Origin of the sequence: Lutibacter maritimus (assembly GCF_900116115.1) — a bacterium.
In the GTDB taxonomy this organism is placed as follows: domain Bacteria; phylum Bacteroidota; class Bacteroidia; order Flavobacteriales; family Flavobacteriaceae; genus Lutibacter; species Lutibacter maritimus.
This window is the reverse complement of record NZ_FOZP01000003.1, coordinates 79,030-96,203: the sequence shown is the minus strand read 5'-3', so window position 1 is coordinate 96,203 and position 17,174 is coordinate 79,030. Positions and strand designations below refer to the sequence as shown.

Annotated in this window: 11 protein-coding genes and 1 tRNA gene; 9 read left to right on the top strand and 3 right to left on the bottom strand. The window is 29.0% G+C overall.

The window, feature by feature from the left end:
• Positions 1–30 precede the first annotated feature (30 nt).
• Positions 31–2,862: a DNA polymerase I gene (gene polA, locus BM335_RS05890; protein WP_090224231.1), complete on the bottom strand. Its 2,832-nt coding sequence runs from the start codon at positions 2,860–2,862 to the stop codon at positions 31–33.
• Between the two features lie 125 nt (positions 2,863–2,987).
• On the opposite strand from polA, the gene BM335_RS05885 reads away from it, so the two are divergent.
• The 4 genes from BM335_RS05885 to BM335_RS05870 all read left to right on the top strand — a co-directional run bounded on the left by BM335_RS05885 (position 2,988) and on the right by BM335_RS05870 (position 7,692).
• Positions 2,988–4,946: a T9SS type A sorting domain-containing protein gene (locus tag BM335_RS05885; protein ID WP_090224230.1), complete on the top strand. Its 1,959-nt coding sequence runs from the start codon at positions 2,988–2,990 to the stop codon at positions 4,944–4,946.
• Positions 4,947–4,951: 5 nt separating this feature from the next.
• Positions 4,952–6,022 (top strand): hypothetical protein, encoded by a 1,071-nt coding sequence (locus BM335_RS05880; protein ID WP_090224228.1) that lies wholly within the window; start codon positions 4,952–4,954, stop codon positions 6,020–6,022.
• Positions 6,023–6,096: 74 nt separating this feature from the next.
• Positions 6,097–7,311, top strand: coding sequence for a metallophosphoesterase (locus tag BM335_RS05875; RefSeq protein ID WP_090224226.1), 1,215 nt, complete (start codon positions 6,097–6,099; stop codon positions 7,309–7,311).
• Between the two features lie 81 nt (positions 7,312–7,392).
• Entirely contained in the window at positions 7,393–7,692 is a 300-nt protein-coding gene (locus tag BM335_RS05870; RefSeq protein WP_090224224.1) for a thioredoxin family protein, read from the top strand.
• 4 nt (positions 7,693–7,696) lie between these two features.
• Here BM335_RS05870 and BM335_RS05865 read toward each other — a convergent pair whose 3' ends face one another.
• Positions 7,697–8,326, bottom strand: a complete 630-nt coding sequence (locus BM335_RS05865; protein WP_090224221.1) for a polysaccharide deacetylase family protein — start codon at positions 8,324–8,326, stop codon at positions 7,697–7,699.
• On the bottom strand, positions 8,326–11,412 hold the full coding sequence (locus tag BM335_RS05860; RefSeq protein WP_090224219.1) for a glycosyltransferase family 117 protein: 3,087 nt from the start codon (positions 11,410–11,412) through the stop codon (positions 8,326–8,328). The genes BM335_RS05865 and BM335_RS05860 overlap by 1 nt, the downstream gene beginning before the upstream one ends.
• A gap of 172 nt (positions 11,413–11,584) precedes the next feature.
• On the opposite strand from BM335_RS05860, the gene BM335_RS05855 reads away from it, so the two are divergent.
• The 5 genes from BM335_RS05855 to BM335_RS05835 all read left to right on the top strand — a co-directional run bounded on the left by BM335_RS05855 (position 11,585) and on the right by BM335_RS05835 (position 17,129).
• Positions 11,585–11,655, top strand: a tRNA-Gln gene (locus BM335_RS05855).
• 98 nt (positions 11,656–11,753) lie between these two features.
• Entirely contained in the window at positions 11,754–12,692 is a 939-nt protein-coding gene (gene rsgA / locus BM335_RS05850) for a ribosome small subunit-dependent GTPase A (RefSeq protein WP_090224216.1), read from the top strand.
• A 5-nt stretch (positions 12,693–12,697) separates the two neighbouring features.
• Positions 12,698–13,150 (top strand): D-aminoacyl-tRNA deacylase, encoded by a 453-nt coding sequence (gene dtd / locus BM335_RS05845; protein ID WP_090224214.1) that lies wholly within the window; start codon positions 12,698–12,700, stop codon positions 13,148–13,150.
• 68 nt (positions 13,151–13,218) lie between these two features.
• Positions 13,219–15,129, top strand: coding sequence for a DUF3857 domain-containing protein (locus tag BM335_RS05840; RefSeq protein WP_090224211.1), 1,911 nt, complete (start codon positions 13,219–13,221; stop codon positions 15,127–15,129).
• A gap of 2 nt (positions 15,130–15,131) precedes the next feature.
• Complete coding sequence (locus BM335_RS05835) at positions 15,132–17,129, top strand: DUF3857 domain-containing protein (protein ID WP_090224209.1); 1,998 nt, start codon at positions 15,132–15,134, stop codon at positions 17,127–17,129.
• The last annotated feature ends 45 nt before the right edge of the window (positions 17,130–17,174 follow it).

Here is a 17,174-nt window from a genome sequence, read left to right as displayed (position 1 = left end):
ATTCAAAAGCTCATAATTTTTTAGTCAATTTTAATGTGCTTGTAACCAATCTTGTCCTTCACCTAACTCTACGGTTAATGGTACAGGTAATTTAAATGCATTTTCCATTTCGTAAATAATTTTAGGTTTTAACAAGGCTAATTCGCTATTGTGTACGTCAAAAACCAATTCATCATGTACTTGCAAAAGCATTTTGGTTTTGTAATTGCCTTCACTAAGTAATTTATAAATATTAATCATTGCAATTTTTATAATATCTGCTGCGCTTCCTTGAATTGGGGCATTTACAGCATTTCTTTCATCAGCAGAACGTACAATAGCATTTTGTGAATTAATGTTTTTTAAATACCGTCTTCTTCCTAAAATAGTTTCAACATAGCCATTTTCTCTAGCCAAATGTATTTGATTTGCTATAAATTGATTTAATTTTGGAAAGGTTTTATAATAATTATCAATTAATTCTTTGGCTTCAGCTCTCGATTTATTTAATTGTTGTGCTAAAGTAAAAGCACCTTGTCCATAAATAATTCCAAAATTTACTGCTTTGGCATCAGATCTTTGTGTGCGTGTAACTTCATTTAACGGAACTCCAAAAACTTTTGCAGCTGTTGCTGCGTGAATGTCTTCTTTATTTTTAAACGATTCAATCATACTTTCATCGCCACTAAGTGCCGCAATAATGCGTAATTCAATTTGAGAATAATCGGCAGCAACCAATGTAAAATCATTGTTTTTTGCCACAAAGGCTTTTCTAACTTGTCTTCCTCTTTCTGTTCTAATTGGAATATTTTGCAGGTTTGGATTGTTAGAACTTAATCTTCCTGTTGCTGCAACTGCTTGACTATAAGTGGTGTGTATTCTTCCAGTTTGTTGATTTATTTCATTTGGTAAAGCATCAACATAGGTATTTTTTAATTTCACTAAACCTCTCCATTCTAAAATTTCTTCAACAATTTTATGTTTTGGGGCAAGTTTAGAAAGTATTTCTTCACCGGTAGCATATTGCCCAGTTTTTGTTTTTTTAGGTTTGTCTAAAAGTTTTAAATGATCAAATAAAACATCACCTAATTGTTTTGGCGAAGCTAAATTAAATTCAATATTTGCTTCGGCATAAATAGTTTCCTCTAATTTTAAAATGTCATTGTTCAATTTTTCTGACAACGATTTTAAAAATGTTGCATCTAATTTTATGCCTTCTAATTCCATTTGTGCAAGTACTTGAAGCAATGGAATTTCAATTTCATTGTACAGTTTAGTCAATTGATATTTTTCTAAATCTTGCTCAAAAATTTCTTTTAATTGAAACGTAAAATCGGCAAACTCTGTTATATACTCTGTTTGTTTTTCTAAATCTATTTGATTTAAAATTAATTGATCTTTTCCTTTTTTACCAATTACAGATTCTATAGTTTTTGGTTTATAATTTAAATAAGTCTCCGTTAAAACGCTCATATCGTGTCGCATATCTGGATTTATTAAATAATGTGCCAACATAACATCAAATAATTTTCCTTTTATTTGAATGTTGTATTTGCTTAAAACTTTAATATCGTATTTTATATCTTGACCAATTTTTTGAATAGTTTCATTTTCAAAAAATGGTTTAAATTGGTTGAGAATTTCTTCAGTATTATTTTCAATTAAAGGAATGTAATACCCTTTTCCTTTTTCGTAACAAAATGAAATTCCTATTAAATCTGCTATAAAACAGTTATTAGCATCTGTAGTTTCTAAATGATAACTTACCGATGGCTGCTTTAATAAATTAGAAATTAGCAACTTTCTTGAGAGCGGCGAATTTACAAACTGATAAATGTGGTTATAACCTTCGTTAGAATCGTAACTAGCGTTTAATGATGTTTCTACAGAATGTTCTGGTGGCAACGAAAATAAATCGAATTGTTGTGTGGTTGGGTTAATTGGCTTTGAAGTGGAATTTGTAACTTCTTCTTTTTTAGACTCTTGAACCTCTGGAGTTGAAATATTAAATATTTTATTAAAATTTTCAGCCAACCTTCTAAATTCTAACTCTTTAAAAATTTCACCAACTTTTTCAAAATCAGGATGATTTAATTCAAAGTCTTGTTCGTGAAATTCCACAGGGCAATCTAGCATAATTGTTGCTAATTGTTTTGAAAGCAATCCTAATTCACTATTTTCCTCTACTTTTTCTTTCATTTTCCCTTTTAGTTCGTGGGTATTTGCTAAAAGGTTTTCAATACTGCCATATTCTTTAATGAATTTTTTTGCTGTTTTTTCACCAACTCCAGGAAAACCAGGAATATTATCTACGGCATCGCCCATCATCCCTAAAAAATCGATAACTTGTTCAGGTCTTTCTACTTCAAACTTTTTTTGAACTTCAGGAATTCCCCATATTTCAATACCATTTCCCATTCTTGCGGGTTTGTACATAAAAATATTTTCAGAAACCAATTGCGCAAAATCTTTATCAGGTGTTACCATAAAAGTTTGATAACCTGCTTTTTCGGCTTGTTTTGCAAGTGTTCCAATTAAATCATCGGCTTCAAAACCTTCTTTTTCGATAATTGGAATGTGCATAGCTTCCAATATTTTATGAATATAAGGCACTGCAATTTTTATGGCTTCGGGTGTTTCTTGTCTATTAGATTTATATTCAGGAAAAGCTTCATTTCTGCTGTGTGAGCCACCTTTATCAAAAGCTACGGCTAAATGATCGGGTTTTTCTCTATTGATAACATCAAGTAAAGAATTGGTAAATCCTAGGATGGCTGAAGTGTCCATTCCTTTAGAGTTAATTCTTGGATTTTTAATTAATGCGTAATAGCCACGAAATATTAATGCGTATGCATCTAAAAGGAAAAGACGTTTTTTTTGCATGTTATTTATTGTAAAATTTATTTAAAAGTTTAAAAATGCACCATTTATTGTAAGTATGATGTTTATCATATAAATAAACAATCCATTTGTGTATTTTTACTATAAATGGCTTAAACCACAAAGTTATGAAACAAAAGGATTTTATGTTGTTTTGTTTGTTTTTTATTTGTGTAGTTAACTTTTATTCTCAAATAGCGAATGAAGGAATTCTTCAAGTAAAACCTTCAACAAGTGTTTATTTTGGTGCGGAATACACAAATAAAAGCACAGCTATGCATTATAATGATGGTAATTTATACTTAAATAGCAACTTTATAAATAACGGTACTACAGCTTCAAATTCTGGCACAACTTTTTTTACAAGTACCACAAATTCTGTTCAATCAATTTCAGGTTCAACTAAAGAAATTAATTTTTATAATTTAGAAATCAATTTAAGTAGTGTTGAAAAAAAAGGAGTATCTGTTGAGGATAAATTTGGTTTATTTGTTTTTAACAGTGTTAATTTAGTAAATGGTGATTTAAGGTTGATTGGCGAATCTCAGTTAATCCAAACTCATGAAGGAATTTCAATAAATTCATCAATCAATGGAAAATTACATAAAGATCAACAAGGATATAAATCTGCTTATGGATACAACCATTGGTCTACTCCTGTTAATAATGGTGGAACATTTCAATTAAATGGCGGTTTGTTTGACGGAACAGATGCTGTAATAAATTCATTTACTTCGCAACAAGTTTTATTTAATTCAGGGTCACCATACGATGGGTTACCTTCAATAGTTGATGAAAGTGGAAATGTTACAACGCCATTAACTATAAATGAAAGTTGGTTGTATAAGTTTTCAAGAGGAGGAACTGGATCCTATGCTGATTGGATTAAGTTGGATAAAAATAGTAAACTTTTACCTGGAGAAGGCTATTTAATGAAAGGAACCAATACTTTATCACCTAAACAAAATTATGTTTTTATAGGAACGCCAAATGACGGTACATACAGTTTTGTTGTAGGCGCAAATGAATCAAACTTATTTGGAAATCCGTATCCAAGTGCTCTAGATTCTAATAAGTTTATTTTGGATAATTTATCTTATTTTGATGGTACTTTGTATTTTTGGGTAGAAGGAAATTCACCATCACATAATTTATCTGATTATTTAGGAGGTTATGCAACAAGAAATTTAACTACTGGAGTTTCGGCCTCTATAAATCCAACATCTGCAGGTGTTGGAGATGCCAATATAATGGCTCCAACTCAATATATGGCAGTTGGTCAAGGTTTTTTTATTGACACAAGTGCTGATGGAGTAATTGTTTTTAAAAATTCTCAACGCGTGTTTAAAATGGAAAATACTGGAGAGTCAATTCACTATAAAAACATAGCGCAAAAAAGTAATGTTGAAAATAGTATTGTAAGAATTTCTTATAGAGATCCTGAAGGTTTTGAAAGAGAATTGGCGCTTGGGTTTTTACCAGAATCATCTGCAGATCTTAATTTTAATCCAGGATATGATGCTTTAATGAGTGGAGAACGAGAAGATGAATTGTTTTTTATAATTGAAAATAATTTAACAAAAAAATATGTAATTCAAGGTGTGGGTGCATTTGATGAAAGCTATGAATTTCCTTTAGGTCTTAAAATTACGGAAGCAGGAATTCACACAATATCATTAAAAGGTGTTGAAAATTTTTCTAATCCTGTATTTGTTAAAGATAATTTATTAAGTATCACATATAATTTAAGTGAAGACTCTTTCAATCTAAATCTTCCTCCAGGGAATTATTTAGATAGATTTTCAATTGTTTTTGGTGCATTGGATGCATTAGATATTTTAGAAGTTGAAAAAAATAATATTCAGGTTTTTTATAATGGAAACAATTCAGTTATAATTAAGAATACCAATAATAGTAAAATTAATTCTGTTGGTATTTTTAATACTTTAGGTCAAAATGTGCTTAAAGTAGTTGGAAATTATATGGAAACATCTGAAATTTCAATACCATTTAACTATCCAAAAGGAATTTACTTTGTTAGTGTACAATCGGATTTTGGAACAATAAGCACAAAAATTTTAAACTAATTATTATGAAAAAATATCAAAATAATTTAACAATTTTATTTATAATTTTTTTAGGTTTTAACATATTTGCACAAGTAGGTATAGGAACCACTACTCCGGAAAACTCATCAATGTTAGACATACAATCAACAACAAAAGGAGTGTTAATTCCGAGAATGACAACAGCTCAAAGAACCGTTATAGCTGGCCCTGCAAATGGACTTTTAATATTTGATACAGATACCAAAAGTTTTTGGTTTTATAATGTGAATGCTTGGAAAGAACTAGTTTCTGGCAGTTCAATTGTTGATGCCGATGGTGATACTAAAGTTGAAGTTGAAAAAAATGCAGATGAAGATATTGTAAGGTTTTCAACCGCTGGGACTGAATATATGCAAATTGGTTCAAATGGGGATATATTATTAGGGAATAGAGCAGCTTCAACAACTCCAGATTCAGATGTAACTTCGGCACAAAATTACACTAAAATAACCGCAGATGGTTCGTTAAGTTACGTAGGAAACGCTACTAGATGGGATGATTTAAAAGTACCTGTGAATTCTGTTAAAATAAAGAATATAACTGAAGGAGCTACATGGGAACAATTTATATCAGGATCAGGTCTTTCTCTATTGTTTTTTAAGGAACAAACCGATGCAAATAAAGTAAGTGATGTTGTTTTTACCTTACAAATGCCACATTCTTGGAAAGAAGGTACAGCTATATATCCGCATGTGCATTGGACAGTAGATGCTTCAGTCGGCGCTCTTCGAGTTTCATGGGGTTTAGAATACGTCTGGGTAAATGTTGGGCAGCAATTTAATTCTACACCTTCTATAGTTTATGGAAATGGCCTAGCTATTCCTAATGGGACTTTGATTGAGGCACGTGAACATGTTATTACACCTTTAACGAGTATTACTTCTACTACTAATGGACCAGCCGGAACTCTATCTAGCATGTTAGTATGTAGACTCTTTAGAAACTCTTCTGATAGTGCTGTTGATACTTATACCGGAAGTGTTGGTTTATTAGAAATAGATTTTCATTATCAAATTGATAGTGATGGAAGTAATCAAGAATACACAAAAGAATAATTTACCTGTTAAAAATAGCTTAATTTTTTGTTATCAATAATTATTAATCATAAAATACGTTTAGATTTGTTTTTATGATACGTTGGATAATTTTTATTGCATTTGTGCTTTTTATAGATTTTTATGCTTATCAAAGCATAAAAACCATCACTAAAAATAAAATTGTATTTTTAATTTATTGGTTAATTTCTTTAGCCGTTCTTGCAAACGTAATTTATCAATTACTAACTTTCAACAATTCAAAAGGTTTAAACCAAACGGTAATGCTGGCTTTTGGCTTATTAATTTTAACTATAACGCCTAAAATAATTGCATTAATAATTCTTTTTGGTGAAGATGTTTTTAGAGTTTTTAAAACTGGTTATAATTATTTTTTTAGTAATAATACTACTGATTTTTTTCCGGAAAGAAGATCATTTGTAAGTAAGCTGGCTTTAAGTTTAGCTGCAATTCCATTTACATCGATTTTATATGGTATGATGAGAGGAAAATATAATTACCAAGTAATTAATCACACACTTTTTTTTGATGATTTACCAACCGCTTTTGATGGTTTTAAAATTACACATATTTCTGATATACATAGTGGAAGTTTTGATGATGCTGATAAAATTGCACACGGAATAGAGTTAATTAATGAACAAAATTCTGATGTAATTTTATTTACGGGTGATATTGTAAATAACACAGCAGATGAAATGACTCCTTGGATTTCTCATTTTCAAAAGTTAACTGCAAAAGAAGGCAAATATTCAGTTTTAGGAAATCATGATTATGGTGAATATGTTCGTTTTGATACAAATCAAGAAAAGGAAGCTAATTTTCAGGAAATTAAAGATATTCATCCAAAAATAGGTTTTAATTTATTATTAAATGATAGTGTTTATTTAGAAAGAGGAACTGATAAAATTGCTTTAGTTGGTGTAGAAAACTGGGGAACACGATTTAAAAAAGCGGGGGATTTAGGTGCTGCATCAAAAAAAATAAATAAAGAAGATTTTAAAATTCTCCTAAGCCACGATCCTTCTCATTGGGATGCCGAAGTTAAAAATCACACAAATAATTATCACTTAACTTTAAGTGGTCATACGCACGGAATGCAGTTTGGTATTGAAATTCCAGGCTTTAAATGGAGTCCAGTGCAATATATTTATAAACAATGGGCAGGAATTTATAATGAAGGAACTAAATTTATAAATGTGAACAGAGGTTTTGGATTTTTAGCTTTTCCGGGCAGAGTTGGTATTTGGCCTGAAATTACTGTAATTACTTTGAAAAGAAGTAAATAGTGATAATTTAAATTAAAATGCTACATTTGTATATATACAGTGACATTTTTTTTAAAGTTTTATTAAAGAAATAGTTAAATTATGGCAAAATTTGGAGAATTAATTAGTTCAGATATTCCTGTTTTAATAGATTTTTATGCGGAATGGGAAGAAGAAAACTCTGAAGACTTACAAGATGTTTTGCGAGATGTAGCTGCTGCATTAGGGGATAGTGCAAAAGTGATAAAAATTGATATTGATAAAAACGAAACGTTAGCAAATGCTTTAAGAATTAAAGGAAACCCTACGTTCATTATTTATAAAGATGGCGAAATGAAATGGAGACAAACAGGTATTCAAGACGCAAATACACTTATTGGTTTAGTTCAGCAATATGTTTAGGTAACTAAGCTATTATTTTTTTAAAGCTATAATTTTTGGACGTATAATAATCTAAAATTTTAGGTAAAACGTATTTTAGTTTTTTGCTAGCTTTTACACTATCATGAAAAATTAAAATACTTCCACTTTCCGTATTTTTAATTACATTTTCTAAACATTTTTTATTGGTAATTGTATTGTCAAAATCAGCACTTAATACATCCCACATCACAATTTTATAACCTAATTTTCTGATATTAAAACTCTGTTTTAAAGTTAATTTTCCATACGGAGGTCTAAATAATTTTGACTCAGATTGTATTGTGTTTTCAGCTTTTAAGATATTATCAATATATAAGTTTAGGTTTGTTTTGCTGCCATTTAAGTGATTGTTTGTGTGGTTTCCAACAGAATGGCCAGCATCAACAATTTTCTTAAATATTTCTGAATTTGCTTTTACGTTTTTACCAATGCAAAAAAATGTTGCTTTAGCGTTGTATTTTTTTAATTCATTTAACGTCCATTCTGTAATTTCAGGAGTAGGACCATCATCAAAAGTTAAATAAATTGCTTTTTCTTTTTTTGAAAAACTCCATAGCCAATTATTAAAAATTAGTTTAAGTAGGTATGGAGTTTTTACAAAATATTTTTTCATTACTGTTTTTCAATTAAAAAGTCAAAAAGTTTTAAATAGGTAACATATTCATCTCGTAATGAAGTTGCATAATCTTCATCATCAAATTGTATGGCTGTTTTTACAATTTGATCGTACATTAACAAACTTCTTTCAATGTCGTTAAATACATCTTCTATATTATTCTCATCGTATTGACTGTAGTATGTTAAATTTTCTTGTAAAACAGTTTTAAGTTCTGAAGCTAATTTCCTGGCTTTTTCTTTTTTATTTAATGCGTAATAAATATCTAAATATGAAATTAACATACTGTAATGACCAAATTTATTTACAGGCATTTTTTCTAAAGAAATATCGGCAATTTCTTCTGCTTTTTCCAGTTTATTCTCTAAAATTAATGCTTTAGCCAAACGTTCCATGTTATTTCTGTAGGTAACGGAATTTTTACGTGTTTCAGGATCTAAATAAATGTTATCATCAGTAATGTTTCTCCAATCCCAATTTTTAACATTTTCATACATTATGTCTGTATTTATTCTACCCATTTCAAAGAAATTTCCATCATCTGGAGTTAAAATTGGCACTAATTTATATGTCATACCATCTAACTGTAAATAATCTTTTAACCAAATATATTCCTCATCGGCTTGAGCACCACCTGTAAAATAAATAGGTTTTTCCCAATTATTATTAGCCAAAATATCTAACATTAAAATTCTATTTTTTGATAATGCTCCTTTAAATTGAATATCAATATACGGTACAATTAAATGGGCATCTTCTGGCGCAACTATTCCGTTTTTAAGAACAGTTTCTTTATTAACAGGAATTCTAATTTTATTAGTTGGTAATACTTTTTCTGGAATTCCATCCTCATCTAAGTCGTATTCAGTAATTTTTTGATCACTTTCAATCCATTTCATAAAATAATCTATGGTAACAGTAGAATCTTTTAATTGTGGAAATATTTCTTCAAAGTAATAAGCCACATCTAAAGTTCCCCATTTGTATTTGTCATGAGTTAATTGTGATGGAATTGGATCTGCTTTATACGTTTTTCGTTTCATTTGATCTATATACCAATCTGTTTGAAACAAGCTTGTGTTGATTAATTTAATATCGGTTCGGTAATTTTCAACTTCTTGCATATACCAAAGCGGAAAAGTATCATTATCACCAATGGTAAATAGTATGGCATTTTCATCACAAGAATCTAAATATGCTTTGGCATTTAAATGCGATGTATATCTGTTAGATCTATCGTGGTCATCCCAATTTTCAGAAGCCATTATTGCTGGTACTGCTAACAATGATATAACAGAAACGGCTATTGCAATGGTGTTTTTATTAGCATATTTTTTTAAATACTCATATAATGCAAGTACACCAAAGCCAACCCAAATTGCAAAAATATAAAATGAACCAACTACGGCGTAATCACGTTCACGAGGTTCAAATGGTTTTGGATTTGTGTAAAAAATAATTGCTAAACCTGTAAATGCAAAAAATAGGAGCAAGGTGTAAAAATTGTTTTTATCTTTTTTAAGTTGGAAGAACAAGCCTATTAGTCCTAAAATAAATGGCAAGAAATAGTAAGTATTGCGTCCTTTATTATTTTTTACATCTGAAGGTAAGTTAGTTTGTGGACCTAAACGCCATTCATCAATAAATTTGATGCCACTTAACCAGTTTCCGTTTTGTAAATCTAATTGGCCTTGTTCATCATTTTGTCTACCAACAAAGTTCCACATAAAATAGCGACCATACATATATCCAAATTGGAAATCAACCATAAATTTTATATTTTCTAAAAAAGTTGGGCGTCTTTTACTACTTTGTGGAATACCTGCAATTGCTTTGTAATTTTTTATCACAGAGCCATCAGTACTTACCATACGAGGTATAAAACCTTTATGTTTGCTACTCCAGTTTGGTAAAGCATCTTTGTAATTATTTACAATTACATATTTCCCAAGCTTTTCATCTTTTTCATACTTTGGTTTATCATCTCTTGTTGGGTTGCTTGGGTCTGCTTGTCTATCATAAACTAAAGAATAGTAAGTATCATAAAAAACATTCGCATCTCCATATTGCTCTCTATCATAATATGCTAAAAGTTCTCTGGCACTTGATGGGTTATTTTCGTTAATTGTTGTATTTGCGTTGGCTCTAATAGGTAACATCATCCATGATGAAAAACCTATCATGATAAACAATACCGAAAGAATTAAAGTATTGGCTCCAACCAATTGCTTTTTATGAGTATAATTTATTCCAACATAAAACAAAACAACCACAATGATACTTGCAATAATACTTCCTGAATTAAAAGGTAAACCAATTGAATTCACAAAAAACAATTCTAATGCACTAAAGTATTTTAAAGTATATGGGAATAATAATTTAAAAACAAAAAATAACACTAAAATTGATACAATATTGGCAATTATAAACTGCTTATAATTTATGATTTTATATTTTTTGAATATATACAGAAAAACAATAGAAGGGATTACTAATAATGATAATATATGAACTCCAAAAGATAATCCAACAACAAAACTTATTAATAATAGCCATTTATTTCCTTGTGGTTTGTCCATTTCTGCTTCCCAACGTAAACCAAGCCAAAATAATAATGCCATTAAAAATGATGACATGGCATAAACTTCACCTTCAACAGCGCTAAACCAAAAACTATCTGAAAAAGTGTATGTTAACGCGCCAACCATGCCGCTTCCTAAAATTGCAATTGAAGTAGCGCTACTTAGTTCATTGGTGTTGCTAATCATTTTTTTAGCCAATCCAGTAATGGTCCAAAACATAAATAAAATTGTGAATGCACTTGCAAGGGCTGACATGAAATTTACCATTTTGGCAATTTCCGTTACGTCTGTACTAAACATAGCAAAAAATGCACCTAACATTTGGAAAAGTGGCGCTCCAGGAGGGTGACCAACTTCTAATTTTACAGCTGTTGAAATGTATTCTCCGCAATCCCAGTAACTTACGGTTGGTTCTAAAGTTAAGGCGTAAGTTAAAAGCGCAATAGAAAAGGTGAACCAACCAATACTGTTATTCCATTTAGTGAAATTGAAGGACTTCATATAAAAAATTTTAATCGTGGCGAAATTAACAAATTTAAACTTAAATATTGACAGTTAGAACGGTAAGAAGCGTTAATAAAGTATTAAAGATGATGTATTGAAGAAAAAATAAAAAAAATAGTTAAAAATATTTGTTGATTTAAAACTTTACTTTAAATTTGCACCCGCAAAATGATCCATGGTGTAATGGTAGCACTCCGGTTTTTGGTATCGTCAGTCAAGGTTCGAGTCCTTGTGGATCAACAAAAAAAGCTTCAATTTAATTGAAGCTTTTTTTGTTTTAATACTTTCTGCAACAAAAACTATTATCTTATAGAACTTTTTAAATTATATTTGTGCTAATGGAAGGTATAGTTACAAAATCTACTGGTAGTTGGTACACTGTTTGCACAAAAGCAGGTGAAAGAGTAGAGTGCAGGTTAAAAGGAAAATTTAGAATTAAAGGAATAAAAAGCACAAATCCTGTTACGGTTGGAGATAAGGTTAGTTTTGAATTTGAAACAGATAAAGCTACGGGTGTTATTAATAGAATATTTGATAGGAAAAACTATATCATTCGAAAATCTGTAAACCTATCAAAACAAACGCACATAATTGCCTCTAACATTGATATTGCTTTTTTATTGGTGACAATAGACAGCCCACCAACCTTTGCGGGTTTCATAGATCGATTTTTAGCAACTGCCGAAGCTTATAATATTCCTGCCGTATTGCTTTTTAATAAGTTAGATTCCTATGATGATGATCAGTTAGATAAATTGGCAACATTTGATGCGATTTATACTGAAATTGGGTATAAATGTATTGCGATTTCTGCCACAAAAAAAATTGGTATTGAGGAAGTTAAAGAATTGATGATAGGTAAAACCACTATGTTTTCAGGGCATTCAGGCGTTGGAAAATCTACCTTAATAAATGCAATTGAACCTTCATTAAATTTAAAAACAGCAGAAATTTCAAAACAACATAAACAAGGACAGCATACAACAACTTTTGCTGAAATGTTTGAACTTAATTTTGGAGGTTTTATTATAGATACTCCCGGAATTAAAGGTTTTGGAGTTGTAGATTTTAAACCAGAAGAAATTACAGATTATTTTCCAGAGTTTTTTAGGTTAAAATCTAAATGTAAATTCAATAATTGTTTGCATATAAATGAGCCAAAATGCGCTATAAAAGATGCTATTGAAAGTGGTGAAATTGCGTATTCTCGCTACAATAGTTATTTGCAAATGGTTGAAGGTGAAGAGGAACATTATAGAACGGATATTTATAGTTAAATTTTATGAAAACTGTTATACAAAGAGTTACATCAGCATCTGTAACTATTAACAATAAAATTGTAAGTGAAATTAAAAATGGACTTTTAATTTTGGTTGGAATTGAGAATGAAGATTCTCAAGAAGATATTGACTGGCTCACTAAAAAAATTGTAAATCTGCGCATTTTTAATGATGAAAATGATGTAATGAACAAATCTTTAATAGATACAAATGGCGATGCAATTGTAGTTAGCCAATTTACATTGCATGCAAGTACTAAAAAAGGAAATAGACCATCTTATATTAAAGCAGCAAAACCAGAAATAGCAATTCCAATATATCAAAAATTTGTTGCAACACTTGAACAACATTTAAATAAAAAAGTTGGCACAGGTGTGTTTGGAGCTGATATGAAGGTTTCATTAGTAAATGATGGACCTGTCACTATTTTAATTGATTCTAAATTGAGAGAATAATTTAAAAAATGAGTTTTGTCATTATTTTTTAAAACAAATTTTTGTTTTTTTATAAAAAATTGCAATCTATGAAAAAAACAAAAATAGTCGTCCTTTTTACTTTATATTTTATTCAAATTTCTTACTCACAAGATTATAATTTTAACAGTGCAACTATTCCTCAAAATATAAAAGAGGATGCGCATTCTGTTGTTTTGTTTGATCAAGTAAGTGTTGAGTTAAAATCTCAAAAATCAATGAGTTACATTGTGAAAAAGGCAGTTACTGTGTTAAATAAATTTGGAAATGGAAATAGGTATGTTGTTGTTCCTTATGACGGAAGTAGACGTATAAAAAGTGTTTCAACAATTATTTATAATGCTTTTGGAAATCAAATTAAAAAAGTAAAAAATAAAGAATATAAGGATGTAAGCCAGGTTGATGGCGGAACTTTATTTGCGGATAATAGGTTACTTTATTTTGAATATATTCCATTAAGTTATCCATATACAATTTATTATGAATATGAAATAGAAACATCAAACACGGCTTTTATTCCTAGTTGGAATCCTTTGTCAGATTTTGAAACAGGATTGTTAACATCTTCATATCAAATTAATTATAATAAAGAATTGAAATTAAATATTCGTGAAATTAATTTTGAAAACTATAAGGTTGAAAAAAGCGAAAATGAAAATTCTTTAAATTATAAAATTTCAAATTTAGAGCCTATAAATAAAGAGCCTTTAAGTTTATCATTAAAAGAATTATTGCCAAATGTAAAAATTGCATCTAATCAATTTTATGTTGAGGGAGAAGCAGGAGAAGCTTCAAACTGGAAAGAACTTGGTAAATGGGAATATGATAATTTATATAGAGATGTAGGTTATTTAAGTGATGAAACTGTTGCTAAAATTAACCTACTTGTAAAAGATGCTGATAGTGATCTTGAAAAAGCAAAAATAATTTATCAATATGTACAAGATAAAACAAGATACATAAGTGTACAAGTTGGTATTGGAGGTTTAAAACCAATGCTGGCAAGTGAAGTAGATAGATTAGGATATGGAGATTGTAAAGCTTTAACAAATTACACTAAATCATTATTAAATGCAGTGGGTGTAAAATCTTATTTTACAGAGCTTTTTGGTGGTTTTGAACGTTTAGATATGGATTTTAATTCGCCAAGTATACAAGGTAATCACGTAATTTTGAATTTACCTTTAGAAGAAGGCGATGTTTGGTTAGAATGTACAAGTCAAAAAGTACCATTTGGATACATTGCTAATTTTACAGATGATAGAAATGTAATAGTAATAAAACCAGAAGGAGGCGAACTTAAAAAAACTACAGTTTACCCAGCCCAAAACAACATTCAACTAACAAAAGGAAATTTTGCTATAGATAATGACGGAACAATTAACGCTAAACTTAAAATTGAATCTTCAGGAACCCAATATAACGACAATTTAGATAGTTACGAAGGTAAAAATCCTACCGAATTAGATGCTCAATTTAAAGCATACTTTAATTCAATTAATAATATTGTTTTTTCAAAAATTGAAGTTTTAAACAATAAAAATGATGTTAAATATGAAGAAAATATTGAGTTTTCTGCATCTAATTACGCATCAATAAGTGGTAATAAAATGCTTATAAATGTCAATGCGTTTAATAAAAATACAGTTGTGCCAAAACGCATTAGAAATAGAAAGTTACCATTTGAAATTTCAAGAGGATTTGTTGATATTGATGAGGTTGAAATTAAACTACCAAAAACATATGAAATTGAATATGTGCCTACAAAAAAAGAAATTACTTCAAAATTTGGAACTTACACTTTTGAACTTATAAAAATTAACGATTATAATTATTTGTACAAACGAAAACTACAAATTGAAACAGGAAAATATAAGCCAGAAGAGTATGAAGATTACAGAAATTTTAAAAAAGATATTAATATAAACGATAATATAAAAATAATTTTAAAAACGATATAGTTATGAAAAAGATCTTGAATATATTAATTTTTATGCTTGTTCTAACCAATTTACAAGGGCAGGATTATAGAATTGGTAAAATATCAAAAGAAGAGCTTTCAGAAAAAGTATACCCATTAGATTCCACTGCAAATGCAGTAAAATTATATGTAAATAAACGCGTTTACTTCAGGTATTCTCAAAATATAGGATATCAATTAATTACCGAAGTACAAGAACGAATAAAAATTTACAATAAAGAAGGGTACGATTGGGCAACCAAAGAAATTAAATACTACACACCAGTCGCTTCAACTTCAGAGAGATTAAGTATACAAAATGCAAAAACGTATGTTTTAGAAAACGGAAAAATAGAGTCGTATAAATTAAAAAATAATGAAATTTTTACTGATAAGAATAATAAATATTGGTCTACAGATAAATTTACAATGCCAAATATAGTTGACGGTTGTATTGTTGAATGGAAATATATTATTATATCACCTTATAGCAGTATTGATAAAATTGTTTTGCAAAGTAGTATACCAACTAAAAAGTTTGAAGCTGATATTGAAATTCCAGAATATTATAATTTCAATTTAAAAGAAACTGGGTATTTCAGAATTAATTCAACAATTTCAACAAGAAACGATAATATAATTTTATCAAATAATGATAGAGAAAATAGAAATGGTTTTTCAACTCAAAAAATCGATTTAACTAAAAAAGTTATAAAAATTGATAATGAAAATATTCCAGCACTTATTGAAGAACCTTATGTTAATGAAATTACAAATTACGCATCTACTTTACACTTTGAATTAGCATCTATAAAATGGCCTCAAAGTCCTATTGAATATTTTTCTCAAACGTGGGAAAATGTTACTAAAACCATTTATAAAAATGGTGATTTTGGTCCAGAATTAGAAAAGTCTGGTTATTTTAAAGATGATCTTCAATTATTAATTTCAAAATCAGGAGGCGATACTAATAAGTTAATTGTAGAAATATTTGAATTTGTAAAACAAAAAGTAAAATGGAATAATGTTGCAGGAATTTATACATATAATGGAGTAAAAGAAGCGTATAAAACGAGTGTTGGAAATACTGCCGATATTAATTTTATTTTAATTGCAATGTTAAAAGAAGCAGGTATTCAGGCAAATCCTATAATTTTAAGTACGCGTGATAATGGTATTCCTATATTTCCAACAATTAATGGTTTTAATTATGTAATTGCAGGTATTGAAGTAGAAAATGACGTAATATTATTAGATGCTACAGAAGAATTTAGTGCGCCAGACCTTCTTCCTTTACGTGTTTTAAATTGGCAAGGCCGTATTATTAGAGAATCAGGAACTTCAACTTGGGTAAATTTAACTCCAAAAGCTTCATCTGAAACAAATACTACTTTAAATATTTCAGTAAAAAAGAATGGAGAAATTGAAGGGATGAAAAGAACTGTATTTGTAAATAATAGTGCACTTAATTATAGAAATAAATACGGAAATAGTTCTCAAGAAAAAATTATTGAAAAAATTGAGGAAAATGAAAATATAGAAATAATAGATCACCGTATTTCTAATTATTCAGATTTATATTTGCCTGTAACTGAACTTTTAAAGTTTAATAAAAAAAATGCTGTTGATATTATTGGTGATAAAATTTACTTTAAACCATTATTATTTTTAGCAACAACTAAAAATCCTTTTAAACTAGAAAATAGAGAATATCCAGTAGATTTTGGAACACCAATAGGAAGTAAAGAAATTGTAAGTATAGTAATACCAGATGGTTATGTTGTTGAGTCTATTCCAGAAAGTTTGGCTATTGCATTACCAAATGATTACGGTGTTTACCACTTAAAAATATCAACTGCTGAAAATAAAATAAATGTATACTCTATGTTGCAAATAAATACACCAGTTTATCCAGTAGAAAATTATCCAGCGCTAAAAGAGTTTTTTAAAGTGCTTGTAAACAAAAATTTAGAGCAAATTATTTTAAAAAAGCAAGTATAATAATTCGTTAAAAAAATATTAAACAATAAGAAAAATTTGGGTTTT